General features: G+C 66.4%; 18 protein-coding genes. 11 read left to right on the forward strand and 7 right to left on the reverse strand.

Translation table 11 applies throughout. The features are described from left to right. Nucleotides 1–128 precede the first annotated feature (128 nt). Nucleotides 129–995, forward strand: a complete 867-nt coding sequence (locus tag F4Y72_09060; GenBank protein ID MXZ28439.1) for a methylenetetrahydrofolate reductase [NAD(P)H] — start codon at nucleotides 129–131, stop codon at nucleotides 993–995. Beyond that, the gene (gene metH, locus F4Y72_09065) at nucleotides 992–4,681 is read left to right on the forward strand and encodes a methionine synthase (GenBank protein MXZ28440.1); all 3,690 of its coding nucleotides are present in this window, start codon (nucleotides 992–994) and stop codon (nucleotides 4,679–4,681) included. Before F4Y72_09060 ends, metH begins: the two co-directional genes overlap by 4 nt. On the opposite strand, the gene prmC is transcribed toward metH, so the two are convergent. Then, complete coding sequence (gene prmC, locus F4Y72_09070; GenBank protein MXZ28441.1) at nucleotides 4,678–5,520, reverse strand: peptide chain release factor N(5)-glutamine methyltransferase; 843 nt, start codon at nucleotides 5,518–5,520, stop codon at nucleotides 4,678–4,680. The two genes, metH and prmC, sit on opposite strands and share 4 nt — an antisense overlap. 92 nt (nucleotides 5,521–5,612) lie before the next feature. On the opposite strand from prmC, the gene F4Y72_09075 reads away from it, so the two are divergent. Next, nucleotides 5,613–6,767, forward strand: coding sequence for a PLP-dependent transferase (locus F4Y72_09075; GenBank protein ID MXZ28442.1), 1,155 nt, complete (start codon nucleotides 5,613–5,615; stop codon nucleotides 6,765–6,767). A 6-nt stretch (nucleotides 6,768–6,773) separates the two neighbouring features. Here the strand turns inward: F4Y72_09075 and F4Y72_09080 are convergent, their stop codons facing one another. From F4Y72_09080 to F4Y72_09090, 3 genes are all read right to left on the reverse strand, one after another. Continuing rightward, nucleotides 6,774–9,209 (reverse strand): TonB-dependent receptor, encoded by a 2,436-nt coding sequence (locus tag F4Y72_09080; GenBank protein ID MXZ28443.1) that lies wholly within the window; start codon nucleotides 9,207–9,209, stop codon nucleotides 6,774–6,776. Nucleotides 9,210–9,417: 208 nt separating this feature from the next. Next, on the reverse strand, nucleotides 9,418–11,619 hold the full coding sequence (locus F4Y72_09085; protein MXZ28444.1) for a DUF3089 domain-containing protein: 2,202 nt from the start codon (nucleotides 11,617–11,619) through the stop codon (nucleotides 9,418–9,420). Between the two features lie 32 nt (nucleotides 11,620–11,651). After that, nucleotides 11,652–13,043: an FAD-dependent oxidoreductase gene (locus F4Y72_09090; protein MXZ28445.1), complete on the reverse strand. Its 1,392-nt coding sequence runs from the start codon at nucleotides 13,041–13,043 to the stop codon at nucleotides 11,652–11,654. Between the two features lie 108 nt (nucleotides 13,044–13,151). On the opposite strand from F4Y72_09090, the gene F4Y72_09095 reads away from it, so the two are divergent. Beyond that, on the forward strand, nucleotides 13,152–14,042 hold the full coding sequence (locus tag F4Y72_09095; protein MXZ28446.1) for a DUF1838 domain-containing protein: 891 nt from the start codon (nucleotides 13,152–13,154) through the stop codon (nucleotides 14,040–14,042). A gap of 36 nt (nucleotides 14,043–14,078) precedes the next feature. Next, the gene (locus F4Y72_09100) at nucleotides 14,079–14,822 is read left to right on the forward strand and encodes an arylmalonate decarboxylase (GenBank protein MXZ28447.1); all 744 of its coding nucleotides are present in this window, start codon (nucleotides 14,079–14,081) and stop codon (nucleotides 14,820–14,822) included. A gap of 2 nt (nucleotides 14,823–14,824) precedes the next feature. Here the strand turns inward: F4Y72_09100 and prfA are convergent, their stop codons facing one another. Beyond that, on the reverse strand, nucleotides 14,825–15,910 hold the full coding sequence (prfA, locus tag F4Y72_09105; GenBank protein ID MXZ28448.1) for a peptide chain release factor 1: 1,086 nt from the start codon (nucleotides 15,908–15,910) through the stop codon (nucleotides 14,825–14,827). A gap of 139 nt (nucleotides 15,911–16,049) precedes the next feature. Here prfA and F4Y72_09110 point away from each other — a divergent pair, with 139 nt between their 5' ends. The 6 genes from F4Y72_09110 to F4Y72_09135 all read left to right on the forward strand — a co-directional run bounded on the left by F4Y72_09110 (nucleotide 16,050) and on the right by F4Y72_09135 (nucleotide 23,508). After that, nucleotides 16,050–17,627 (forward strand): tetratricopeptide repeat protein, encoded by a 1,578-nt coding sequence (locus F4Y72_09110; protein ID MXZ28449.1) that lies wholly within the window; start codon nucleotides 16,050–16,052, stop codon nucleotides 17,625–17,627. Beyond that, the gene (locus F4Y72_09115; GenBank protein MXZ28450.1) at nucleotides 17,624–18,223 is read left to right on the forward strand and encodes a hypothetical protein; all 600 of its coding nucleotides are present in this window, start codon (nucleotides 17,624–17,626) and stop codon (nucleotides 18,221–18,223) included. Before F4Y72_09110 ends, F4Y72_09115 begins: the two co-directional genes overlap by 4 nt. A 20-nt stretch (nucleotides 18,224–18,243) precedes the next feature. Next, a complete protein-coding gene (locus F4Y72_09120) occupies nucleotides 18,244–19,806 on the forward strand; it encodes an AAA family ATPase (GenBank protein ID MXZ28451.1) in 1,563 nt (520 codons plus the stop codon). A gap of 41 nt (nucleotides 19,807–19,847) precedes the next feature. Beyond that, entirely contained in the window at nucleotides 19,848–20,234 is a 387-nt protein-coding gene (locus tag F4Y72_09125; protein ID MXZ28452.1) for a hypothetical protein, read from the forward strand. Further along, nucleotides 20,231–21,409 carry a class I SAM-dependent methyltransferase gene (locus F4Y72_09130; GenBank protein ID MXZ28453.1) on the forward strand — a complete coding sequence of 393 codons (1,179 nt, stop codon included), beginning with the start codon at nucleotides 20,231–20,233 and terminating at the stop codon, nucleotides 21,407–21,409. Before F4Y72_09125 ends, F4Y72_09130 begins: the two co-directional genes overlap by 4 nt. 149 nt (nucleotides 21,410–21,558) lie before the next feature. Next, nucleotides 21,559–23,508, forward strand: a complete 1,950-nt coding sequence (locus F4Y72_09135; GenBank protein MXZ28454.1) for a pyrroloquinoline quinone-dependent dehydrogenase — start codon at nucleotides 21,559–21,561, stop codon at nucleotides 23,506–23,508. A gap of 10 nt (nucleotides 23,509–23,518) precedes the next feature. Here the strand turns inward: F4Y72_09135 and F4Y72_09140 are convergent, their stop codons facing one another. Both F4Y72_09140 and F4Y72_09145 read right to left on the reverse strand, forming a co-directional pair. Then, nucleotides 23,519–25,135 (reverse strand): SulP family inorganic anion transporter, encoded by a 1,617-nt coding sequence (locus F4Y72_09140; protein MXZ28455.1) that lies wholly within the window; start codon nucleotides 25,133–25,135, stop codon nucleotides 23,519–23,521. Between the two features lie 104 nt (nucleotides 25,136–25,239). Further along, a partial coding sequence (locus F4Y72_09145; GenBank protein ID MXZ28456.1) for an FAD-binding protein occupies nucleotides 25,240–25,914 on the reverse strand: 675 nt, incomplete at its 5' end.

The raw sequence follows: 25,914 nt of genomic DNA on the forward strand, positions 1-25,914 counted from the left end.
GCCGGGGGGCCGATTACCTGGCGGAGTTCGCGGCGTGAAGTGGGCCGCGATGGATAGCCGCCGGGCCAAATGGGCGAGCGAGTGAGTATGATGCGCGCAGCGTGAATTGTCCACGCCGAACCAAGCCCATGAGCCCACCCGCCAAAATTTCGCTGGAGTTCTTTCCGCCACGCACGGACGAACTGACCGCAATGCTGGAAGCCTCGCTGAAGCGCCTGTTGCCGTACGGTCCGCTGTACTGCACGGTTTCCTATGGCGCGGGCGGTTCGACGCGGGCAGGTACGGCGCGCTGGGTGCGGCGGATCCGCCAGGACTTCGGCATCGATTGCGCACCCCATCTAACCCACGTCTCGCACACCCGCGACGAGGTGCGGGAGATCGTGCGGGGCTACGTCGCGCAGGGCGTGCGGAGGATGATCGCGTTGCGCGGAGACATCCCTGCGGACGGTATTCCGGACGAAGTGCGCAAACGTGGCTATTCCTCGACGGTGGAGTTGATCGCCGACCTGAGGGCCGAGGGGATTAACGAGGTCATGGTAGGCACGCACCCAGAGCACGGCGGTGGCGACAGCGCCAGTTTGCGCCGGCACCTGGAGTTCGTGAAGCAGAAGCTCGACGCCGGCGCCACGCTGGCCATCACCCAGTTCTTCCTCGATAACCACAGGTACTATCGGCTGCGCGATGTTTTCGCGGGAGCGGGCATGGAGCACCTGCTGGCGCCCGGCATCATGCCCCTGCATAACTACAGGCAAGTGTTTTCGTTTGCCGGCAAGACCCACGTGGAGGTTCCGGCCGCGCTGCGCGAGCGTTTTCAACAGGCCGGGGAGGATCCCGACGCGGTCAGGCAAATCGCCGAGGGTTTCTCGCTGGACCAGGTTCGGGACCTTGCGGAGAATGGCGTGGAGCGTTTTCACATCTACACGATGAATCGGGCGCCGTTGACCGCGGCCATCTGCGAGGCGCTGGGATCGAGCGCCCCGGGTCCGCAGTCGTGAACAGTCCGTCGGCCCGGGCCGAGGCCCTGGGCGAACTGATCCGCACCCGAATCGTTTTCATCGACGGTGCGATGGGCACGCTTGCCCAGACCCTGGATCTTTCTGAGGAGCAATACCGGGGTCGGGAGTTTGCCGACTGGCCCCAGGTGCTGAAGGGCAACCACGACCTGCTGTGCCTGACCCAGCCGCATTTCGTGCGTGAGATCCACGACTCTTATCTCGAGGCCGGGGCCGACATCCTGACCACCAACAGCTTTACCGCCAATGCGCCATCGCAGGCGGACTACGGCCTTGAGGACCGGGTAGCCGACATCAACCGCGCATCGGCGAAGATCGCCCGCGAGGCCGCGGACGCGGCCCAGCAGCGCGACGGGCGGCCCTATTTCGTGGCCGGCAGCCTGGGGCCCACCAACCGGACCGCATCGCTGTCGCCGCGCGTGGAGGACCCCGGCTACCGGGCCACCGATTTCGACCAGCTCGCGGCCACCTATGAGATCGCCACCCGGGCGCTGATGGAAGGCGGCGCCGACCTGCTGCTGATCGAGACCATTTTCGATACCCTCAACGCCAAGGCGGCGTTGTACGCTATCGCGCGCGCCGGCGACAGTCTGGGGCGCACCTTGCCCGTAATCGTTTCCGGCACGATTACCGACGCTTCGGGCCGGACGCTGTCGGGCCAGACCGTGGAAGCCTTCTACAACTCCATCCGGCATGCGCCCATGACCGCCATCGGCCTGAACTGCTCGCTGGGCGCGACCGAGCTGCATCCGCACATGCGCGAACTGTCGCGGGTCGCCGAATTGCCCGTGAGCGTCCACCCCAACGCCGGTTTGCCCAACGAACTGGGCGAATACACCGAGTCGCCGGAGGAGATGGCGGCCACGCTGGAAGCGATGGCGAGGGAGGGGCTGCTGAATCTGGCCGGCGGCTGCTGCGGCACGACGCCGGAGCACATCCGGGCGATGCGCGAGGCGCTGGCCGGTATCGGCCCGCGCACCCCGCCCGCGCCGCCGCCGATCACCAGGCTGGCCGGGCTGCAGCCGCTGAACATCGACGACAGCACCGGCTTCGTTCACGTGGGGGAGCGCACCAACGTTACCGGTTCGGCGATCTTCCGGCGGCTCATCGAGGCGGACGACTACTCCGCCGCGGTGGAGGTGGCGCGCCAGCAGGTCGAGGCCGGCGCCAACCTGCTGGACGTGAACATGGACGAAGGGCTGCTCGATTCCGAGGCCGCGATGCGCCGCTACGTCAACCTGCTGGCTGCCGAGCCCGACATCTCGCGGGCGCCCGTCATGATCGACTCGTCGCGTTTCGAGGTGCTGGTTGCCGGCCTGAAATGCCTGCAGGGCAAGGGCGTGGCCAATTCCATCAGTCTCAAGAACGGCGAGGAGGAATTCCTTGAGCAGGCGCGCGAGATCCGGCGCCTGGGCGCGGCCGTGATCGTCATGGCTTTCGACGAGCAGGGCCAGGCCGAGAGCGTCGATGAGCGGGTCGCGATCGCCGAGCGCAGTTTCCGGCTGCTCGTGGAAGAGGCTGGTTTTCCGCCGGAAGACATCATCTTCGACCTGAACATTTTCGCCGTCGCCACGGGTATCGAGGAGCACGACGACTACGGCCGCGCTTTCATCGAGGCCACCGGCCGGGTGCGCGAGCGGCTGCCCGGCGTGCATGCCAGCGGCGGGGTCAGCAACCTGTCGTTCTCGTTCCGCGGCAACAATGCGGTGCGCGAGGCGATGCACTCGGTGTTCCTGTATCACGCCATCGCCGGGGGCATGGACTTCGGGATCGTCAACGCCGGCCAGCTGGGCGTGTACGAGGACATCCCCAAGCGGCTGCGCGACACGGTGGAGGACGTGATCCTCAATCGCAACCCGGGCGCGGGCGAGCGGCTGCTGCAACTGGCGCAGGAATACCAGGGGCGGGGAGCGCGGCAGGACCGCGACGAACAGGAGTGGCGCGCTCTGCCGCTGGCGGAGCGATTGAGCCATGCGCTGGTGCACGGGCTGGACGCCCACGTGGTGGAGGACACCGAGGCCGCCCGGCAGGGCAGCGAACGGGCGCTGGACGTGATCGAGGGCCCGCTGATGGACGGCATGAACATCGTGGGCGACCTGTTCGCCACCGGCAGGATGTTCCTGCCGCAGGTGGTCAAGTCGGCCCGGGTCATGAAGAAGGCCGTGGCCCATCTCATCCCCTTTATCGAACAGGAGGGCAGCGGCGTGTCCAGCCGCGGGCGCCTGGTGGTCGCGACGGTCAAGGGCGACGTGCACGACATCGGGAAGAACATCGTGGGCGTGGTGCTGCAGTGCAACGGCTATGAGGTCATCGACCTCGGCGTAATGACGCCCTGCGAGGAGATCCTGGACACCGCCGTCAGGGAAAAGGCCGACTACGTCGGTCTGTCCGGCCTGATCACGCCTTCGCTCAACGAGATGGTGCACGTGGCCGGCGAGATGCAGCGTCGCGGCATGGACCTGCCGTTATTGATCGGCGGCGCCACCACCTCGCCGCGGCATACGGCGCTGAAGATCGATCCGGCCTACGAGGGCGGCGTGGTGTATGTGAAGGACGCGTCCCGGGCGGTGGGGGTGCTGAGTGAACTGAGCGGCGCCGGGCGCGACGCGTACCTGCGCGGCGTCGCCCGCGACCTGAAACGCCGCCGGGAGCAGCCGGCCGGCAAGCGCCGGCGCGAGGACCTGCTCAGCCTTGAGGAGACGCGGGGCAATCGGCTCGAGATCGACTGGGGCGCGGAACCTCCGGTCGAGCCCGCGCGCACCGGCGTTGTCGAACCGCAGTCGCCGACGCTGGAGGACCTATACGGCTACATCGACTGGCAGCCCTATTTCGCAGCCTGGGAGATGCACGGGAAATTCCCCCAGCTTCTGGATGATCCGAAGAAGGGCAAGGCCGCGAGCGAACTCTGGGACGACCTGCACCGCTCGCTGATCGAACCCATCAGGGCCGGGGAGATCGAATTCCCGTCGGCGGGCGTTGCCGGAATTTTCCCGGCCGCTTCCCACGGAGACGACATCGTGTTGTTCGAGGACGAATCACGGGCAACGGAACTGGGGCGCATTCACGGCCTGCGCGAGCAGCGGCGAATGCCGCCGGGCAGGGCCAATACCGCGCTGGCCGACTTCGTCGCCCCGCCCACTGCGGGCGGCGACTGGGTCGGGATGTTCGCGGTCACCGCCGGGGGCAATCTGGACGAGACCATAGCGAAGCTGGCCCGCGGCAGGGATGTGGCCGACGACTACGGCGCCATCCAGCTCAAGGCGCTGGCCGACCGGGCAGCCGAAGCGTTCGCGGAGTATCTGCACGAGAAGGTGCGCAGGGAGTTGTGGGGATACGCGAGCGACGAGTCGTTCAGCAACGAGGACCTGATTGCCGAACGCTACCGGGGCATTCGTCCCGCGCCGGGTTACCCGGGTTGTCCGGACCACAGCGAGAAGGAACTGATCTGGCGCCTGCTGGACGTCGAGCGGCGCATCGGCGCGCGCCTGACCGAGTCGTACGCGATGTGGCCGGCCGCCACGGTGTCGGGCTACTACTTCGCCCATCCCCGGTCCCGCTACCCGAATATCGGACTGATCGGAGACGATCAGCTCGCCGACTACGCCCGGCGGAAGAAGATCACGCTTGACGAAGCGCGCCTCTGGCTGGCGCCCAATCTCGCCGACTAAATCCGGGCTGAGGTTACGCGCTCATGGCCCGCCAGGTCGCGATGCGTGACCGGCGGTCCAAGTCCGGCGTGGCGCATCAGTGAGCGGACCGGCGCGCCCTGGTCCGCGCCGTGCTCAACCACCAGCATTCCTCCGCGGTTGAGGTGCGGCGGCGCGCCGGAAATGACCAGGCGCAGTTCCCGCAGGCCGTCCGGACCGCCATCCAGCGCCGCACGCGGTTCAAAGCACAGCGGCGGGTCGCCGCACAGGGCCGACTCCACGTACGGCGGATTGCAGGCGATGGCGTCGAAGCGCCGGCCCTCCAGCGGACCGTACCACGGGCCCTGAACGAAGCGCACCCGGCCCGGCGCCAGCCCGGCGGCGTTACGCTGCGCGACGGCAAGCGCAAGGCGGGAACTGTCGGTGGCGACGAATTGCGATTCAGGCAGGGTCCGGGCCAGTACGACAGCAACCGCGCCGCACCCCGTCCCCAGTTCCAGTATTCGTGGAATCCCGTCGGCCGAACTGACCCCGTCGCGGATGACGTCCACCAGCAACTCGGTCTCCGGCCGAGGCACCAGCACGTCGCGGCTGATCTCGAATTCCAGCGAATAAAACTCCCGGCGACCGATGATCTGCGCCAAGGGCCTTCCGGCGCCGCGTTCGGCCAGCAGTGCTTCGAATTGCTGCACGGCCCCGCTTTGCGACTCTTCCGCCGTGCGCGCGTAAAGCGCGGTGCGGTCCACGCCCAGCGCATGCGCCAGCAGCAACTCGCAATCCAGCCGCGCACTGTCGCTGACGCTCTTAAGCCGCCTTGTCCCCTCCCTCAACAGGGAACCCAGACTTCGCACCGCCGCCATCGCCCTATTGTCCCCGACCTGTTGCCGTGACGCGTCACGAGTATTGTGTTCTCGGCGCTTCCCGCCATAATGCGCCTTCAGGATTCAGCACCATGAGCAAGAAGCAGGGCAATTCCACTCGCTGCGTACACGCGGGCGACACCCACGACGCCGCAACCGGCGGGGTCATGCCTGCGATCCATCAGAGCAGCACCTTCGCCTACCCGGCCGTGCGGGAGCGGCCGGAACACATCTACACTCGCCTGTCGAATCCGACCCGCAACGCCTTCGAGCGGGCCCTGAACGAGCTGGAAGGGGGAGCGGGAACCCTCGCCTTCTCGTCCGGCCAGGCAGCCAGCAACGCGGTGCTGGAACTGCTCGAGCCCGGCGATCACATCATCGGCCCCGCCAACGTGTACGGCGGCAGCTTCAACCTGCTGCGGGTGGCGGGCGAGGCCCGCTTCGAGGTCAGCTACGTTCACCAGGACGAGGGCCCTGGCGCCGTGCAGGCCGCCTGGCGCAAGAACACGCGGCTGGTGTGGATGGAAACGCCGTCAAACCCGCTGATGCGCATTACCGACCTCAAGGCCATATCGGCACTGTGTGCGGAGCAGGGCGCCCTGAGCTGCGTGGACAGCACGCTCGCTACGCCTCTGGCGACGCAGCCGCTGTCATTGGGCTGCGATATTTCGATGCACTCCATTACCAAGTACGTTGCCGGGCATTCGGACGTGCTGGGCGGCACCCTGAGTATTGCCGGCGGGGAGCTGGCGGAGCGCCTCAAGCGGGTGCGCACCCGCACGGGCGGCGTGCTGGCGCCGCTGGATTCGTACCTGGCCTTACGCGGGCTGAAGACGATGGAACTGCGGGTGCGCCGCCAGTTCGAGAACGCCGGGCGCATAGCGAGGGACCTGCGCCAGCATGAAAAGGTGGCGCAGGTTCACTACCCCGGCCTTGAAGACCATCCCCAGCATGACGTCGCGAAGAGGCAGATGGACGGCTTCGGGGCGGTGGTGTCGCTGCATCTTCATGGCGACGAAACCGCGGCCGAGCGGCTGCTGAACGCCCTGGAACTGTTCACGGTCGCGGAGAGCCTGGGCGGCGTGGAAAGCCTTGCCGGCTTTCCGCCGCTGATGAGTCACTCGGCGATGACGCCCGAGGCCCGCGAGACCGCCGAGATCACCGGCAACCTGGTGCGGCTGTCCTGCGGCATCGAAGACGCCGACGACCTCATCGCCGACCTGCACCAGGCACTGGCGCAGGTATAGACCCCGTTACATTGAGTAGCTGAAGCGCACTCCCGCCTGGCGCTTGTCCGGCGCGAAGATCACGGTCGCCAAGTTGCCCAGGGCGAAGAAGTCGCCGGAGGACTGCGCCGTGCGCACCGTGTCGTCGCCGGTTACGTTATCGACGTAGGCGAACACGCTCCAGCGCTCGGCCTGCAGGCCGATGCGCGCATCGACGTTGACCCAGGAGTCGAACACGTTGCGACGTCCTACCGCGATGCCGCGCTCGCTCTGGTATTGCATGAGCAGGTCGAGCTGCAGGTTCATGCCGTTGCCGACGGGGCGGGTATAGCTGGCCGAGACGTTGAAGTTGTGACGCGGCACGCGCTCCATCTCCCTGCCGGATTGATCCACCGAACAGAGGAAGAACCCGGCGGGTGTTTGCTGCAGCGTGCAATCGCCTACCAGCCCGATCGTAAGGTTGCTATTGGTGAGGCTCACATAGTCGGTGTACTCGCTGTCCAGCCACGTATATCCGCCGCGAATCAGCAGCTCTTCCGTGAGTGCAAGCGCGCCCTCGACTTCAAAGCCCCTGATTTCCGCGGCGCCCGCATTGCCCACCACCAGGTCGAAGCCGGTGGCCGCGGTTACGCTGGGCTCAAGGCTGACCGTCTGTTTGCCCTCGTAATCCATGAAGAACGCCGCGGCGTTGAACGTCACGCGGCCATCGGCCAGCGTGCTCTTGAATCCGGCTTCGTAGCTCCACAATTCCTCCGGCGCGAAGCGCGCGGTAAGGGGGTTCGGACTCGCGATCGTGGACACGCCGCCGGGCTTGACGCCCTTGGCGATGGAAGCGTAGGTGAGTATGTTCTCGGAGTACTGGTACTCCAGCGTGAACCGAGGCGTGAAGAAACTGTCCTCGGAACCCCGCTGGACGGTCGGATTGTTGTTTACGGGGATCGGTCCGGCAAACGCGGCGCCGATCATGCCGTTCCCGCCCACGGTCCAGTAGGTGTCCGTGGACTCATCCGAGTAGCGGGCTTCCACCGAGCCGGTCAGCCTGTCGTTGAAGTCGTATTCGAGGATTCCGTACACCGACCAGTGATCGGTATCGCGCCCCTCGTCGCGCTTCGTGATGGGGCTTTGCGCGGCCACGTTCTGGCCCGCGGAAATGAACGGAACGAACATCAGCACGATCAGGTTTCCGTTCTTCTGCCGCACTTCCTCGTTCCAGTACAGTCCGCCCACGGCCCAGCGGAACCCGTCGGATTCCAGGTCGCCGAGCCTGAGCTCGAGGTTGGTCTGGTCAATGTCCGCATCCAGGTCGAAAAGGAACTGCGCGGGCAGGGGTTCGTTGACGCCGGGCGACGGCAGGAAAACCGGCCCCCAGGGCTCTCCGTAGTAGTCCACGTCCATGTTCTGGGTGGTTTCGGCGGAGGTGCTGCCCAGCCAGGCGTTCAGCTTGGCCCCGCCGAAGTCCCATTCGGCGCGCGCGTGCAGCAGCAGCGAATCGAAGGTGCTTCCCTCGTAGTCCTCGCCGGTGTAAGGGTTCAGGCTGGCGGTAATCCTGTCCAGCAGAGTGATCGCTCCGGGCGGCGGCGCAAAGACATTCGCGGGGTAGGGAGCCGGTCCGAATGCGCCCGGCGCCAAGAGTCCCACGACGTGCTCGGGCAAATAGACGGGATCGGCGTGGCCGGTCTTGCTGGCGAGCTGCATTTGCGGTCGGATTTCGTATTCGTCCGACGAGTAGGCAACCCTGAGGTCGAGTTTGAACGTGTCCGATGGCCGGAATGCGGCCGCTGCCGACACGCCCGTGGAGTCCGAACCGCCAATGCCTTCGCCCGACACTTCGTTCTCGTAGTAGCCGTCGTGCTGCGCCGTTACGGCGTTGATCCGCAGGCCGAGGGTCTCCGATACCGGGAAGGACACGCCCACGCGGGCTTCCATCTGCCCGTAGTCGCCCACGTCGGCGGAAAAGCTGGCCTCCATTTCGTCGCTGGGCGCCCTGGAGACGTAGTTCACCGCGCCGCCGAAGGCCACCCGGCCGTACAGCGCGCTTTGCGGACCCTTGACCACTTCGATGCGCTCGATGTCCATGACCTTGAGGTTCATCAGCATTCCGCCGCCCGAGGTCAGCATCGATTCCGACGAGATGTCGATTCCGTCCACCAGGATGCCGACCGGCGCGCGGCCGCGGTCGGTGGGAAGTCCGCGGATATGCGGGCGGGTGTCCTGCGGGATCCAGCCCTTGTCGAACACCAGGCCGGGCGTGAGCCGGGCGATGTCGTCGATGTCCCTGATGCCGGCCGCGGCAATGGCTTCTTCGTCGAACACGGAGATGCTCAGCGGGATGTCCTGTACCGATTCGGTCCGTTTTCGGGCCGTGACGACGATTTCTTCGATTTCCTGTGCCGGCAGCGAGGTGGCAAGCAAGGAAAGGGCGGCGAGCGCGATCGCCGGGCGCGTGAAACGCGATAAGGTCATGGTTGTCCCCTATTCAAGTGCAAGAGAATTCCGCCTCCCCAAGCGGATCGAAGTCGAGTATATACGCCAGCCTCAATCCGGGGGAATCGCCGCGAGCGCAAACCACCTTTCCCAGGACACGCCTACAAGCACATCCCTGTGGGCTCGGTGTCGGCATCCTGCCTCCAACGTTCCTGGGAAAGGTGGTTTGCGCTCGCGGCGATTTGCGCTATTGGGATTCGCGCCAGGATTGTGCCCGGAGGGATGCGTTGGCGCTCAGTGCAGCGTGGAACAGCGCCACGTCGTAGTAGTGGTAGCTGGCTCGAGGCAGCATCAGGGCGTCGAAGGGCGTGGCCGGAGTACGGTCAAGCCGCAGTATTCCCCGGTCGCACCAGGCCCCGGTGACTCCGGGGATCGAGGCGCGCCGTACCTGTCCCGGCAGCGCGGGCGCCACCGCGCCGCGATTGGCCGAGGCTGGCGTCCATTCGCCCGGCGCCGACCAGTTCAGCGGGTTGCTGCACTGCACGTCCAGGCCGCCGCCTTCGCGCTGGTATTGCGGGAAACGCTGGGCCGTGGCGAACTCGGCGGCCCGGGCGTCGCCGGTCGGTCCGAATGTGACCCAGGAGGCCACGCAGCCCGTATCGTCACTCTTCCGGCATGGCTTGAAGCTCTCCAGCCTGTCCAGGTAGGAGCCCAGCGGAACCGGGATGCCGGCGATATAAGTGACGGCCATGCGTTTCCTGAGCGCATCGTCCGTTGCGATGACGTCGCTCAGCAGACGCTCGGCGTGCAGCGCGCCCTGACTGTGGCCCAGCAGCACGATGGGGCGGTCGCCGGTGCGCTCGGCAAAATGCGTGAACGCGCGCACGACATCGGTGAAGGCCAGCCCGTAAGCCGGATCCCGATTGCCGCGCTGATCGAAAACGGCGGCCGAAGCAGCCTGGCGATAGCGCGGGGCATAGACCGCGCAGCAGGCATCCAGCACGCTCGCCTGCGACGCCACCACGGCATCCACGGCGGGACGCGCCTCGGCATCCGGCACGGTGGCGTTCCATTCGCTTCCGGGCCAGGTGGTGGGGTGGATATAGAAGCCGGCGGCGTGCTCCGCTGAGAGCGTTTCTTCGCCATCCGGATAGCGCGCCCAGTTGTCCCGGCTTTCGTAATCGGGCGGACGCGGCGCGGCGCGCTCGCCGAACGCATGATCGGGGATGGCGACGCTGAGGGACACGGAGGAAGCGGGCTTCAGCGCCCCGATCAGGCCGTTCATCATCTTCGCTTCGTCCCAGTCCAGGCGGTCTTCTCCGAAGCGCACGACCACCAGCCCCAGCGACGGCACGACATAGACACGCTGCGAGAAGTGCCCTTCCATGTACCAGGCGTCGGGCGCCGCCAGCGCCGGGTCGCGCGGCACTTCCAGGTGCGGCTTCGACATGCGAAGCTGGGTGGGCGAGTAGGGTTCGTTTCGCCACAGTTGCATGCCGAAATTGGGATTGGTGGACGCGCCCTGTGTCATTCGGTCCACCCAGCCTTCGGGCAGCAGGCGGCGGCCCTGCCAGACGCCGTCTGCGGCCATCAGCTCGCCGATGCGCAGCCAGTTGCGCCCGTTGGATATCAGGCAACAGAACGATTGCGCATTGCCGCCGGGGCGGTCCAGTTGCACCCAGGCTTCTCCGGCCCCCAGCGGCTCCCAGATCCAGTCCCGCAGCAGTTGTGCCCAGGACCGTCCGGCGGCCCTCTCGATCGCGATCGAAAGCGCCTGCACGCTGGCGTTGGACCAGATGTACTCGGCGCCCGGTTCCGCGGCCATGGGCGTGCCGAGCGCTTCACGGGCCAGGTGGCCGGTCAGGAACAGCCGCGCGCCGGGGGCGAACGGACTGACGGCGAAGCGGCCCCGCTCCAGGCCGCCTTCCATGTACGCCAAGTTCGCCAGGGTGATTCCCGAGCGCTGCGGATCGCCCGCCCACTCCTCCAGCCAGAAGGAGGCCGGCTGGTCCTCGGATTCGATCGCGCCGTTGTAAATGGCCGCGCCCAGCATCAAGGCGGTCACGCTCTTGTGCAGCGACTGGGAGTTGTAGGGCGTTCTGGAATTGGCTCCGCGGTCATAGCGTTCGAACTGCAGTTCGCCGTTGACGGAAACCAGCAGCGCATAGGTTTGCTGGCTCTGCGCGTAGTCCCAGGCTTCCTCCAGCACATCCTGCGGGATGACCAGGTCCTGCCCGGTATCGGGAGCCGGGCTGTCGCCATAGACGATCGGTACCTGCGGCGAGAACTTACGGGCATTGGCCGGATCGTCCGCAGACTGGGGCCAGGTCGCGAAACGGATCCAGAGGCGATAGTCGCTCGCCATCCAGCCGAGCGTGCCCAGCAGCGCCACAAGCACGATCAGGGCCACAGCAAGCCACGCGCGTTTCTTTCCCATGGCGCGAATCATACCGGCGCGCGTTTGCGCCGCCTTCGCTTCGTTCAGGGGAGGGCGGCGGCGGTTTCGCCCGCCAGCCTTCCGTAGGTGGTGGCGGTGAGCAGGCCGTTGCCGGCGATATAGCCCCAGCGGGACGGACCCGAGACGCCGCGCGCCGCCCCGCCGCCGGCGAACAGGTTGGGGAAGGCGCTGCCGTCTGCGCGAAGGACGCGGGCCCGCGCATCCACCCTGAGTCCGCCCTGCGTGTGGAACAGGGCGCCGGTCACGCGCACCCCGTACCAGGGCGCGGCGAGTTCCGGCCTGCCGGTGAAATCGCGGCCGAATGAATCGCTTGCTTCTCCCCGGGTCAGGGCCGCCGTCTCGGCCAGCGTCTGCTCCAGTGCCCCGGCCGGCAGCCCGAACAATTCCGCCAGTTCTCCCGGGGTCGAGGCCTCTCGCACCGCGCCCGCTGTGATCGCTTCGCGGTAATCGTTGAATTCGTGCATCAACTCGTGCAGGCGCTGGTCGTAGACCGTAACGGCAACGTGTTCCGGCTGCGCCAGCACTTCCATCGCCTGCTCGGAATAACCGAGCGATTCGTCGGAAAAGCGCCGGCCCTCGAGGTTTACCTGGATCCCGCCCTCCAGGATGACCGGCCACAGGATCGGCACGCCGTAGCCCTTGGCGAGGCCGCCGTGCCCCTGGTAGGAGCGGATGTCGGCGATCGCCGCGCCGAGTTCCCGGCCCCACTGGATCGCCTCGCCCTGGTTGCCCGGATGGCCGAAGAACTCGGCGTGGCGCAGCTCGGGGATATATTCGGACACCATGTCCTGGTTGCCGGCGAAACCGCAGCAGGCCAGGATCAGCGCTTCGCAGCCGAGGTCCTCGGTGCTGCCGTCCGGTCGCACGCAGCGCAGCCCGCTTATGCGGCCGTCGGCATCGGCGAACAGGTGGCTGACGCGCGCGTCCGTCAGCAGGTCCGCGCCGGCGTCGGTGCAGGCGTCCAGCAGGCTGCCCATCAGTTCGGCGCCGGTGCGGTTGGGGCTGCCGTGCATGCGTTTGACGCTGTGCCCCGTGTAGAGGAAGCTGTCGACCAGCGACAGCGCCACGCCGCATTCGTCGGCCAGCCACTCCACGGTGCGTGCGGACTCGCGTGCCAGCGCCAGAACCACGTCCGCGTCGGTCTGGCGCTTCGCCTTGGCCAGCACGTCCTCGGCGAAAAGTTCCGGCGAGTCTTCGATTCCCTTATCGCGCTGCATCCGGGTGTCGGCGCCCGGGATCAGTCCGGTGGACATGCCGGTCGTGCCGATGGGCACGGCGTCGCGTTCGAGTATGAGCACTTCGGCGCCCGCCTGGCGGGCCGCGAGTCCGGCGCACAGGCCGCAGCCGCCCGCGCCGACCACGGCGACGGGGACGCTCCAGTCGAATTTCGCTTCCCCGGCGGGCAATACGCTCATCGAATCCTCAGGTGGCGCCCTCGCTGGCGAAAACGCGAATCATACGCCCCACTCGCGGGTGCGTTATCGTTACGCACTTCTGTCTGAACATGCTTGGGAGAGAGTTCCATGAATCGGAGGGAATTGCTGCGGGGTGCGGCCGTGATGGGTATCGGGGTGGGCGCGCCTCGAATGTTGGCGGCGGAAGCGGCGGCGGCCGCCACTGCCGAAACACTGACGCTGCCCGGCGATCCGGAAGGCCAATGCCGTGCGATGGTCCGCGCCTACGGAAACGAAGGCGGCGATCCCTGCGTCTTCAAGACCCGCGGCAAGGTCTTTGCCGTTCAGGAAGACGCGGTCACGCCCATGTACGGGTTCCTGGGCAGCGAAACCGGCTGGTGGAAGCAGGTGGAGGAACACGTGTGGGTACGCTATCCGTCCACGGTTTCGTTCTTCACCGATCTCGAGACCGGCGAGTTCATCGACCAGTACACCAGCCCCTTCAACGGCGCCACGGTCACGCTGCCGGCCAGCTTCATACGGCACAAGGAAGGGCAGTACTACACGCCGATGGGCGTGTGGTTCGGCAGCATGAAGCGGGTATTTCCCGACCATTACGCCGAGAAGCCGCTGCACCTGGACTGGACCGATGACAACGGCGTCCTGCGCCTGCAGGAAGGCTCGCGTTTTCCTCCCATCCTCCCCCAGCCGTCGCTGGAATACGCTTCCCTTTTCGCCGCGACGCATGAAGTCCTGGGCGAGGAACCGCGCCAGCCGACCGCCGCCGCCGGAGGCTGGAACATTTTTTCCGCTACCCGCCGGCCGTACAACGAAATGGGCATCCTGCCCGGCCACGTGATCTGGCATTTCGACGCGGTCAAGGTGCCGTCCTTCGAGGACCTGGACGCCGGCTATCTCGAGCGTGCCCGGGCCCTGTCGCCGGTATTCGAGCAATCGCCCGAGCACGACGACGGCCCGTCGTTCTTCGAACGCATCATCGAGATGCGCGGTTTCGGCTGAGCGTGCGTGGCGGGTGATTCGTTGGAGGAATAAACGATGACCGATGCTTTGGGATGGCGAAGAAAGTTCGGGGTGCTGGGGCCTTCGACCAACACGGTCGTGCAACCGGATTTCGACGACCTGCGTCCGCCGGGCGTGACCAATCACTACTCGCGGATCATCATTCAGGACGCCAATGCAATATCGGACGAGACCTTCATGGCCGGCACCATCGAGATTTCCGAGAATACGGCGGCAGCCGTTCGCGGCGTGCTGACCTGCAAGCCGGACTACCTGGTCATGGGGATGTCGGCGGTGACGTTTTACGGCGGCGTGAAGGGCGGCACCGAATGGAAGAGGAGGATCGAGGAGATCGCGGAACTGAAGCTGTCCGTCGGTTCCGAGGCCGTGGCCGACGCGCTCGACGCCTACGGCTCGCGCAACGTCGCGTTCATGTCGCCCTATTACCCGGTGGCCAACCGCGAGGTCAGCCGATACCTGTCGGACCGCGGATTCAACGTCGTGCGCGACTCCTGCCTGCGCTGCCCCTCATGGACCGCCATCGCGGAAGTACCTGAATCGCGGGTGGCCAGCGTATTCCGGGAACTCGACGGCGACGATGTGGACGCGCTGGTGCAGGTGGGCACCAACCTCTCGGCGATCCGGCTGGCGGCGGGCGCGGAGCGGTTGCTCGGCAAGCCCGTGATCGCCATCAACACCGCCACCTATTGGCATGCGCTGAGAGCCAACGGCATCCAGGACAAGGTCATGGGATTCGGCCGCCTGCTGGAGGAGTTCTAGCCTTATCCGGGATCCAGGGTGGCGAGCTGTTCGGCCTCCATGTGCTGGCGTAGCGGCTCGATGATCCCGTCGAGGTCGCCTTCCATGATCTGCGGCAGCTTGTAGAGACTCAGGTTGATGCGGTGGTCGGTGACCCGGCCCTGCGGGAAGTTGTACGTGCGGATGCGCTCGGAGCGGTCGCCGCTGCCGACCTGAGAGCGCCGTTCCTCGGCGCGCTCGTGCTCGAGGCGGCTCTGCTCGGCGTCCAGCAGCCGGGCGCGCAGCAGCGACAGCGCCCGGGCGCGATTCTTGTGCTGCGAGCGCTCGTCCTGACATTCGACGACGATTCCAGTGGGCAGGTGGGTGAGTCGGACCGCGGAGTCGGTCTTGTTCACGTGCTGGCCGCCGGCGCCCGAAGCGCGATAGGTATCGACCCTCAGGTCGCCGGGATCGATCTCGATTTCTCCCGTTTCCTCGGCTTCCGGGAGCACCGCCACGGTGCAGGCCGAGGTGTGAATCCGCCCCTGCGACTCCGTTTCCGGCACCCGCTGCACGCGATGGGCGCCGGACTCGAACCGCAGGTAGGAAAAGACCCGCTTGCCGGCCAGCCGGCAGACGATTTCCTTGTAGCCGCCGTGTTCGCCCTCGCTCATCTGAATGATCTCCTGCGCCCAGCCGCGCCCCTCCGCATAGCGCGCGTACATGCGGAACAGGTCGCCGGCGAAAATCGCCGCTTCGTCGCCGCCGGTGCCGGCGCGGATCTCCAGGTAAACGTCGCGGGCGTCGCGCGGGTCGGGCTTGAGCAGGAAACGGCGCAACCGGACTTCCAGGGCCGCCTGTTCGCGCCGCGCCTCCTCGGCCTCTTCCCGCGCCAGCTCGCGCAGTTCCTCGTCGTCGCCGCCGAGCATTTCCTCCGCCGAAGCCTCCGTTTCCAGCGCCCGCTCCAGCCGGTCCAGCAGACTGGCCAGGGGCTGCAGACGCGAGTGCTCGCGGCCGGCATCGCGCCGGCGCACCGGATCCGAAAGCACTTCCGGATCCGCCAGCGACGCCTCAAGTTGTTCAAAACGGGACTTGAGGCCGCGGAGTTTTTCCAGCAGGGCGGGGTTCATGGTCGTTTCCGCGTGGGGTCTGTTGACCGGCGGTGCCTGGCACTGAGGCTATTATCGCAGTGTGGATCTTCGTCCCAGCACCAGGTTGGCCGCCGTCTTTTTCGCAGGGTGCTCCCTCGCGGCTTGCGCAAGCACGCAGATGAGTCTGGCCGAGGCCGGCTGGCCGGCGTTTCCGGGTCATGAAGCCCGTGCCCTGCTGGCCGAGGCGCAGCGCGTGCCGGACGGTGCGGCGGCAGCTCTGAAGGCCCGGGAGGCGGCGGAGTTCGCGTTCCGGCGCGATCTCTATGCCGTTGCCCTGGAAGCGGCGACCTTGTGGCATGCGAGCGAAACAGGCGACCCGGAAGTCCTGGCGCTGCTGGCAGCCCTGAACGCGGCTGCCGGCGACATGCAGGCGGCGTACGAAGCGGCTCGCGAGGGTCTTTCCGCGGACGCGGATGACGGACGCTTTCTCGCATTGCTCGAGGAGCGGCTGAACGGAATCAATTCGGACGCGCTTACCACCACGGACCTGGAGCCGCTGACCAGCCGGCTCGCCGCCGAGCATCCCGATCTGCCGCAAGTGCTCAATCTCGGTGCGCGTGTGGCGCTTGCCGCCGAGCAACATTCGCAGGCCTCCCGGTTGGCGGAAGACCTGTTGCAGCTTGATCCCGGGCGCGACGATGCGCATGCGCTCGCGGCCACCGCGCTGTTGCGCGCCGGCGACCCGGATGCCGCCCTCGCCCGGTTGACCGAGCAATTGGCTATTCGCGACAGCCTGGTGCTGGAGCAGAACTACGTGGCCTTGCTGCTGGCGGCGGAACAACCGCGCGAGGCCTTCGGCCGCCTTCGAAATCTTCGCGCCACGCACCCGCGCTCTCCGGATCTGGCGCTGCAGGAGGCCGGGCTGCTGCGGATGCTCGACGCCGATAATTACGCCGAGCCGATATACCTCGAGCTTTTTTCGCGCGGCTACCGGCCCGATTTCTGCCGCTTGGCCCTGGGGCAGATCGCCGCCCGGCGCGAGGATTGGCTGGAATCGATCGAGTGGCTCGCCGGGATCGAAACGGACCGGCTGGCGCCCGCGGCCGCGAGTGTGCTGGTCGGGGCTTTCGTCGCGCGGGATGAAATCGACGAGGCGCTGGCGACCCTTCTGGACCATGTCGGGCGCTATCCCCAGCACGCCTTCGAGAGCCTGCCGCTGTTCGCTTTCGTGATGCGGGCCGCCGATCGCGATGGTCAGGCGCTGGCGGCGTACGAGGAAGCTCTTCGCTACCGGCCGCAAAGCCGTGCATTGAGGATGCAGCGAGCCCACCTGCTGCTGGATCTCAAGAAACACCGCAGGGCGATTCGGGAGATGGAAGGCTTGCTGGCCGAGCACCCGCGTGACTCGGAAGTGCTCAATGCCCTGGGATACACGCTGGCGGATCGGGGCATACGACTTGAGGAAGCCCATGGTCATATCAGCCTGGCGCTGGAGCTCGACCCGGGCTCGCCCGCGATCGTGGACAGCATGGGCTGGGTGCTCTACCGCCTGGGCCGGAAGGAGGAGGCCGTGCCGCTGCTGGAGCAGGCGCTTGAGGGCCTTCCGAATCCCGAAGTCGCCGCGCACCTGTGCGAGGTCCTGTACGAACTGGGACAGACGGAACGGGCCGACGAACTGCTGAGCGATTCGCTGGTGCAGTACGAGGACGAGGACACGACGCTCCTGGAGGCCGTTCGGGACAGGTATTCGCGATGAGGCAAAAGGCGGCGTTTACCGGATTCCTGCTTGCGGTCGCATGGCTGCTGGCGGGCTGCACGGCGACAGGCAATCGCGTCCCCGCCGTCCTGGACGCCGCCGCGCTTGCGGAACTTGAATCCTGGGAGCTGCGCGGACGTGTGGCGCTGAACCGGGAGGGCCGGGGGGCGCAGGCCAATGTCCTGTGGCGCCAGGAAGGACCTCTTGCGCGGCTGGAATTGAGCGGCCCCTGGGGCGTGGGCGCCGAGCGCGTGCGGATCGAGGGCGGCGACGTCAACCTGTTCAGCGAGGGCGACTGGGTTTCGATGTGTGCACCCGGCATGCAGATCGAGGAGTTGGAAATGCTGTGCGACAGTGCGCCGCTGAAAAGCCTTCCCTACTGGTTGCGCGGATTGCCGGATCCCGGTTCCCCGTTCACCGAATACAGTTCCGGCCAGGGCGCGGCGCGGGAATTCCGCCAGGACGGCTGGAGTATCGAGGTGAACGCGCTGGCCCGCTCGGGCGACCTCGCCGTTCCCCGAAGGCTCAACATATCCGGACCCGGCGCTTCGATGAGGGTGGCCATCACGAACTGGGAGTTGCCGCCGGTTCGCTGAGCCGGCCGGGGCGGTTGCACGTGGACACTCGCGCCCCGGGCCTGGAAATCACCGACGAGTTCGCCCGCGCGCTTAAGGGCATGGAGCAGGGCGCCCGGCACCTGCTGATCACCGGCAGCGCGGGGACCGGCAAGTCCACTCTGCTGAGTTACTTCTGCCAAAGCGTAGACTGGGACCCGGTGGTCCTGGCGCCTACCGGGGTGGCGGCGCTGAACGTTGGCGGTCAGACCGTCCACCGCTTTTTCGGCTTCGGGATCGACGTGACGCCGCAAGCCATCGCCGCGCGCCGCGGCAAACCGCGCAACGCGAAACTCTACAGAAACCTGCGCACGCTGATCATCGACGAGGTATCGATGCTGCGCGCGGACCTGCTCGACTGCGTGGATCTCTTTCTCAGGCGCTACGGCCCCCGCCCGAACGCCCGTTTCGGCGGCGTCCACATGGTGTTCATCGGCGACCTCTACCAGCTTCCGCCGGTGGTTACCGGACTGGAGCACGAGGCGCTTCGCCAGGTTTACGAGTCTCCCCATTTCTTCAGCGCCCGCGCGCTCGAGGACGTGGAGCTGGAGATCATCGAACTCACGCGCGTATTCCGCCAGCGCGATCGCGAGTTCGTGCGCTTGCTGAACCGCGTCCGCAAGAAGTCGCTGGAACACAGCGACCTGCAGCGCCTGAACCGGCGGGTGGACCCCCAATTCGATCCGCCTGACGGCGAGGGGTACATCACGCTGACCGGCACCAACCGCAAGGCCGGCCTGATCAACCGCAACCGGCTGGACGGCCTGGTCGCGCCGGAGCATCGGTTCGATGCCGTGATCGAAGGCGCTTTCGGCCGCGAGTACTACCCCACGGAGGCGCAACTGCGCTTCAAGGCCGGCGCCCAGGTCATGCTGCTGAACAACGACGGCGCCGGACGCTGGGTCAACGGCAGCATCGGCGTGATCGAGGGCGTGAACATCGGCGGCGGCGAGGCGTATGTGCTGGTCCGCCTGGCCGATTCCGGACGGCGCGTTCGCGTCGAGCCGTACGAATGGGAGCTGATCCGCTTCGAGGCCCGGGAGGGGTCCATCGTCAGCAGCCCGGCGGGAACCTTCACCCAGTTTCCGTTCCGGCTGGCCTGGGCGGTGACCGTCCACAAGAGCCAGGGCAAGACTTTCGAACGGATGGTGATCGATCTCGACCGCGTGTTCGCCGCCGGTCAGACCTACGTTGCCCTGAGCCGCTGCACGTCCTTCGAGGGGCTGGTGCTGACCCGCCCGTTGACGGCCGGTTCCATCCGTTGCGACTGGCGCGTGCAGCGCTTCCTGACCGGCGAGCAATACAAGCGCGCGGAACGAAGCCTGTCCACGGACACCAAGCTCGAAATCATCGAGAGAGCCATCGCCGCGGCTAGCCCCCTCGACATGGAGTACCTGAAGCGCAACGACGTGCGCACGCGACGCCGTATCCGCCCGCTTGAAGTGGGCATGCGGTCTTACTCCAACCGGGAATTCCTCGGCATGCGCGCCTGGTGCATGCTGCGCCAGGACGAGCGGACCTTCCGCGTCGACCGCATCCTCTCCCTAAGCCCTCCCGACACCTGACGAGGTCCTATAATCGAGGGGAAAGCATGGGGGAGACGACCATGAGTGACAATCCCGGCTACACGGCCGATTTCATCAAGTCCGACACGGACCAGGCCACGTTCATGAAGGATCCGGCGATGGATCATCTGATGACGGCGCTGGTGTCGGTGAGCACCGAGATCTGGGCGCAGGCCCGGCGCATGAAGATCATGGAGCGATTGCTGGAGGACCATGGGAAGGTGACGCGCGAGATGATCGAGGGTTACATGCCGAGCGCGGAGGAGGAGGCGTCCTGGCGTGCCGAGCGCGACAGTTTCATCGAGCGGACGTTCGGTTCGATCACGGTGGGGCATTCGGGCGAGGGCCAGCCGATGATGGAGTTCCGCAACCGGTCGGCCCCGGAGGGGTCGACGAATCGCGCCGGCATGGGAGGTGACCCGTCATGATGAATCGACGCACGATTCTGGGCGCCCTGGCCGCGGCCTTTTCGGCAACGGCGGCCACGCGCAAGGCGCGCGCGTCCACGGCCACTCCGCCTTCACCGCCGTACGACTTCGAGCCGCGCGGCAACATCGGCAAGCTGGAGCGTCTGGCCAGTCTTGACCTGGAAAGCCGCCAGGACTTCCTGACCGGCTTCCGCGTCTGGTCGAACGGCCCTCTGGGCCGCGCCGCACAGGTTCGCGCCGAACACATCTTCAAGCAAGAGGGCATCGATCCCACGAGCAATCTTTCGATCGAGGCGCTGCGCGAAGTACTGGAACGCGACCCGGTGATCGGCGCCAGCATGCGCTACTGGATCAGCGGCCAGGAGATCAGCTGGAAGATCCTGCAGGAGGAGTTCCACGGCAAGGCTCACACCTATCTCGCGGAACTGGACGCGGCCGACAAGGCCGGTCCGGGCTCGGTGAAGCTGGACCCGGACCTCAAGGTTCCGGAATACGCTTCGCACGAGATCCACATCCAGCCCGGCGGCTACGTGGGCGATCCCTTTGCGGGCCACATCTATCACTACGGCACCAACCACTTCTACATGGGTCACAACGACCAGGACGAGGTGCACGCGCAACTGGCGGCGGCGGTCGAGCCGCCCGAAGACGGCCAGGTCAAGCGCATTCTCGATCTGGCCTGCGGGCCCGGCCAGCTGACCCTGGCGCTGAAGGATCGTTTCCCGGATGCCGAGGTGTGGGGACTGGACGTTTCCGCCCCGATGGTGCGTTATGCGCACATGCGGGCGGTCGAGCTCGGCAGGGAAATGCACTTCGTGCAGGCGCTGGGCGAGAAGACCGGCTTCCCGGACGGTTTCTTCGACATTGTGGCTTCGTACATCGTCTTTCACGAGACCCCGGCGCAGATCACCAGGGACATCGTTGCCGAGGTGCGGCGCATTACGCGTCCCGGCGGCGTTTTCCAGCCGTTCGATTTTCCGAGCGACGAGCACCCGCCCACCGGTTTTAGCAAGTTCCGGCGCTGGTGGGACCATCGCTGGAACCAGGAAGTGTGGCGCAACGAATTCGCGAGCATCCATTTCCCGACCGAGATCGAGAAGGCCGGCTTTTCGGTGCGCGAAGCGAAGAAGGGCGTGCTGTTCTTCGGGCGGGTTCACGCAACGCGCAACGCTTAGCGCCTGATTTCGGGGCACTTGGTAAGCCATTTCTTTGCTCCCTTCTTCAGGGAGTATTGGAGCCAGGGATGGCGGAGCAAGCTACAGGGATGTATTCATGCGTCTCCCGGAAGAAGGGAGCAAAGAAATGGCGAGATCGAAGCGCGTAAATGACCAGGATCGAAGCAATGTGCTTGGCTCTAGTCGGCCTGTTTCTGGCGGGCGCATGCGGAACTGCGGCGGCTCAGGAGCATGCAGGCGCCGACGGCAATCCGGGCGAGTGGCCCAATTTCGGAAGGGACCCGGGCGGAAGCCAGTATTCCCCGCTGGACGAGATCACGCGCGAAAACGTAGGACGTCTCGAACAGGCCTGGGTACACCACAGCGGCGACTATAAGGAAGGCCCCTTCAGGATCGGGTCGACGCAGCAGGCGGTGCCGCTGATGGCCAACGGGCTGGTCTATTTCTGCACGCCGTTCAACCGGGTGTTCGCCGTCGATGCCGAAAGCGGCGAAGAAGTCTGGGTGTTCGATGCGCACGCCGCGCTGACGGGCAACGAAGCGGAACGCGCCGGGGAACGCGGGCCGAGCACCTGCCGCGGATTGGCCTACTGGGAGCAGGCCGAAGCATCTTCCAAGCCCTGTGTGAAGCGCATCTTCAAGGGCGACTTCACCGGCGCCGTCCACGCCGTCGATGCGCTGACCGGGGAAGCCTGCCGGGATTTCGGCGCGGCCACGGATCACCCCGGCTACGTGTCGCACTGGGATTACGAGGGCTATGGCGAAGGAGAGGTTCGCGGCATGTCGTCGCCGCCGGTCGTGCTGGGCGACCTGGTGATCGCCGGCAGCGGTTCGAACGACGGAATAGCCAATGCGAACGACGGCGTGGTGCGGGCCTTCGACGTGCGAACCGGGGCAATGGTCTGGGAGTTCAATCCCATCCCCCCGGAGTACAGCGCTGTTACGGGCGCCGCCAACGTATGGACCACGATGAGCGCCGATCCGGCGCGCAACCTGGTGTTTCTGCCCACCACCAGCCCATCGGTGGACTACTATGGCGGAGGCCGCCGCGTGGAACTTCCGCTGGCCAACGCCGTGGTGGCGGTGGACGGGGCAACCGGCAAGCCCGCCTGGTCTTTCCAGATCATTCACCACGACCTGTACGACTACGACCTGCCGGGCCACGCCCTGCTTGTGACCATCCGCAAGGACGGAAAGGCGCGCGAGGTCGCCATACAGCAGACCAAGAGCGGTCATCTTTTCGTATTCGACAGGGATACGGGCGAACCGGTTTTTCCCATCGAGGAGCAGGCCATTCCGCCTTCCGATCTGCCCGACGAGACCGCCTTTCCCACTCAGCCCCTGCCCACGGGCATCTCGACCTTCGCCCGCACCGAACTGGACCGGGACAGCCTTTTCGGGATCACCGCACTGGACCGCGCCTGGTGCCGCAGGCGGTTTGACGAATCGCGCTACGACGGCCTCTTCACGCCGCCCAGCCGGCGCGGCAGCATCCTGTTTCCCTCGGCGCTGGGCGGCGGAAACTGGGGCGGCGCGGCCTTCGATCCGGCAAGCAATCTTCTCGTGATCAAGGCCGAGAACCTGGCTACCTGGCTGCGCTTCGTGCCGCTGGAAGAGGGCGAGCATGACGGGCCGCGCGACTATCTCAATCGCACACTGAGCGGAACGCCCTACCGCGTGGAAGGCGAGGTCTGGATCTCGCCTTCGGGGTTTCCGTGCACGCCGCCCCCGTGGGGCACGCTGAGCGCCATCGACATGGACAGCGGCGAGTTGCGCTGGCAGGTGCCCCTGGGACGCCTGCGCGCGATGGGCATTACGTTGCCGTCCGCATTCGGCTGGGGCTCGCCCAGTGTCGGCGGTCCCATCGTTACCGCCGGGGGGCTGGTGTTCGTGGCCTCCACCCTCGATCACAACCTGCGCGCCCTGGACGTGGAAACCGGCGAGGAACTCTGGTCCGGCGACTTGCCGGCGCCCGGCATGACGGTGCCGATCACCTACCGCGCGGGCGGACGGCAATACGTTGTGATCGCTGCCGGCGGAAACGCCCGCGCCGGGACCGCGCAATCGGATGCGGTGGTGGCTTTCGCCTTGCCGGACTGATCCGCCGGCTCTAGTCCTCCAGGAGCCTGCGCGCAATGCGGCGCGCCTGCGGGAGATCATCCGCGACATGATCGGCCGGAACGGCGCGAAGAACGCCGAGTGTGTTGATCATTTCGGCCACGGTTCCGGTCAGGCCGACCACGATCACGTCGGTGTTTGCGTCCCGCGCCACGTCCAGAATCTGCTCGATGACCATGGCGGCGCTGTCGTCCAGATACTTCGCGCCGGAAAAATCGAAGACGACGATTTCGTGGTCCTTGATGTCGGCGCCGATCACGCTCACCAGGTTGCGTGAAGAAGCAACCGTAAGCGTGCCGCGCAAGGCCACCATACCCACCCTGGCCTGCAGCGGGTCGCTGAATGCCATGCCCTCCTCGCCGGCGAAGAACGTCCGGTCAAGCACCGGCACCGAAACCACGCTGTCCAGTTCCAGGCCCTTCAACTGGCGCGCGTGATTCATGCCGGCAACGATCAGGCCGATCGCGACCGCCGTCACCAGGTCCACCACCACGGTCAGCAGCAGCGTCATCAGCATGACCACCAGGTGATCGCGGCGCAGGCGGTGGATGCGAAGCAACATGCGCCAGTCGACGATGTCCCAGCCGATTTTCATCAGGATGCCGGCCAGCACCGCGTGCGGGATCGGCTCGACGTACTTTCCGAACCCCAGCAGCAATGCCAGCAGGAACAGGGCGCGAATGGCGCCGGACACCTGCGTGCTGCCGCCCGCGCGGATATTCGTCACAGTCCCGATCGTTGCGCCTGCGCCCGGCATTCCGCCGAACAGGCCGGAAATCATGTTGCCGATTCCCTGCCCCACCAGTTCCTTGTCCGGCTTGTGGCGCGTGCCGGTCATGGAGTCCGCCACCAGCGAGGTAAGCAGGCTGTCCACGGAGCCCAGCAGCGCGAGGATGATCGCCGGGTGCAAAGCGCCCAGCAGGAAGTCGGCTGTAGGCATTTCAAACCGGAAAGGAGGCAATCCCTCGGGTATTGAACCGATTGCAGGAGCTGCGGTCAGCCACAGGATTCCGATCACGGAACCGATGACGAGCGCAATCAGCGGCGCGGGAGCCAGGCGCTCCAGGCGCCGTGGCCAGAAGATCGTGATGGCGAGCGCCAGGACCGCGATGATTAGCGCGCTGGGATTCACCTCGGCGATGGCGCCCGGCAGATCCCGCAACGCGCCCATCGGACCTTCGGGCGAAGTAGGGGCGCCCAGAAACGGCAACACCTGGATCAGCATGATGATGATGCCGATCCCGGACATGAACCCCGACACGACCACGTGCGGCGTATAGACGACGAAGCGTCCGATCCGCAGTACGCCGAGCAGCACCTGGATCAAGCCCGCCAGGACCACGATAATCAACGCCTCGCCCATGCTGTTCGCGTGAGTCGAGATGATCACAGCCATGGCCACGGTCATCGACGGCGTGGGTCCGGAAATCTGCGACCGCGTGCCGCCGAACACGGAAGCAAAGAAGCCGACCGCGATCGCCCCGTAGATGCCGGCCTCGGCCCCCAGGCCCGAGGCAATGCCGAACGCCAGCGCCACCGGCAGCGCAACAACGGCGGACGTGATGCCGCCGAACACGTCGCCCTGGAAGGTCTTGAGGTCGTACTTCATCGGGGAAGAGGCGGCCTGGCCTGTGACCGAGGGCGTTCTGCCGCGAGGGACATGCCCTCGCTTCCGAGCCCTGCTGCTGTCACGCTGGTACCTGGCGGCGAATGTCAGGCGAACACGCGTTCTCCGATCATGCGTCCGAATACCAATGCCGGTGTCAGCAGCATCCCGTTGACGATGCCGAAGCCGGTAGTCGCTCCCGCGCCCAGCACCTCGCCGGCGGCATAGAGGTTGGGGATGGGATCGCCGTTACCGTTCAGCACCTGAAGCTCCGGATTGACGGTGAGGCCCGCGAAGGAAATCAGGTGCGTGCCCTGCATGCGGATCGCGTAGTACGGCGGCTTGCCGACCGGGAGCGGCATGTGCTCGCGGCCGAAATCGGGATCCTGGCCACCCGCCTGACCTGAGTTGTAGCGCCCGATGGAGGCGGTCAGCCCGTCACCGTCGATACCGGCCCAGTAGGCCAGTTCGGCCAGCGAATCCCCGCGCGAGAAGAAATGGTACTTGTCGAACGCCAGGTCCATCCGCTCCCGGTCCCAGCCGCCCACCAGGGACGGTGCCGAGTCCATGATCTGCCGGTCGAACACGATCCAGAAGCGGTGGTCCTTCTGCCCGAGGAGCGCGTGCTCCCTGGCATCCACGCTGGGATGGTCTTCACGCACGAAGCGTTGACCGCCCGAATTCACGTACACCTCCCAGGGCAGGCGCGACTGCGGCGTGGTGCGCACCTGCACGGGGGCCGGCGTGCTCGGCACGTTGAAGTCGTTCAGCACCATGCCGAA

The organism is Gammaproteobacteria bacterium (assembly GCA_009838035.1).
In the GTDB taxonomy this organism is placed as follows: Bacteria; Pseudomonadota; Gammaproteobacteria; order Steroidobacterales; family Foliamicaceae; genus Foliamicus.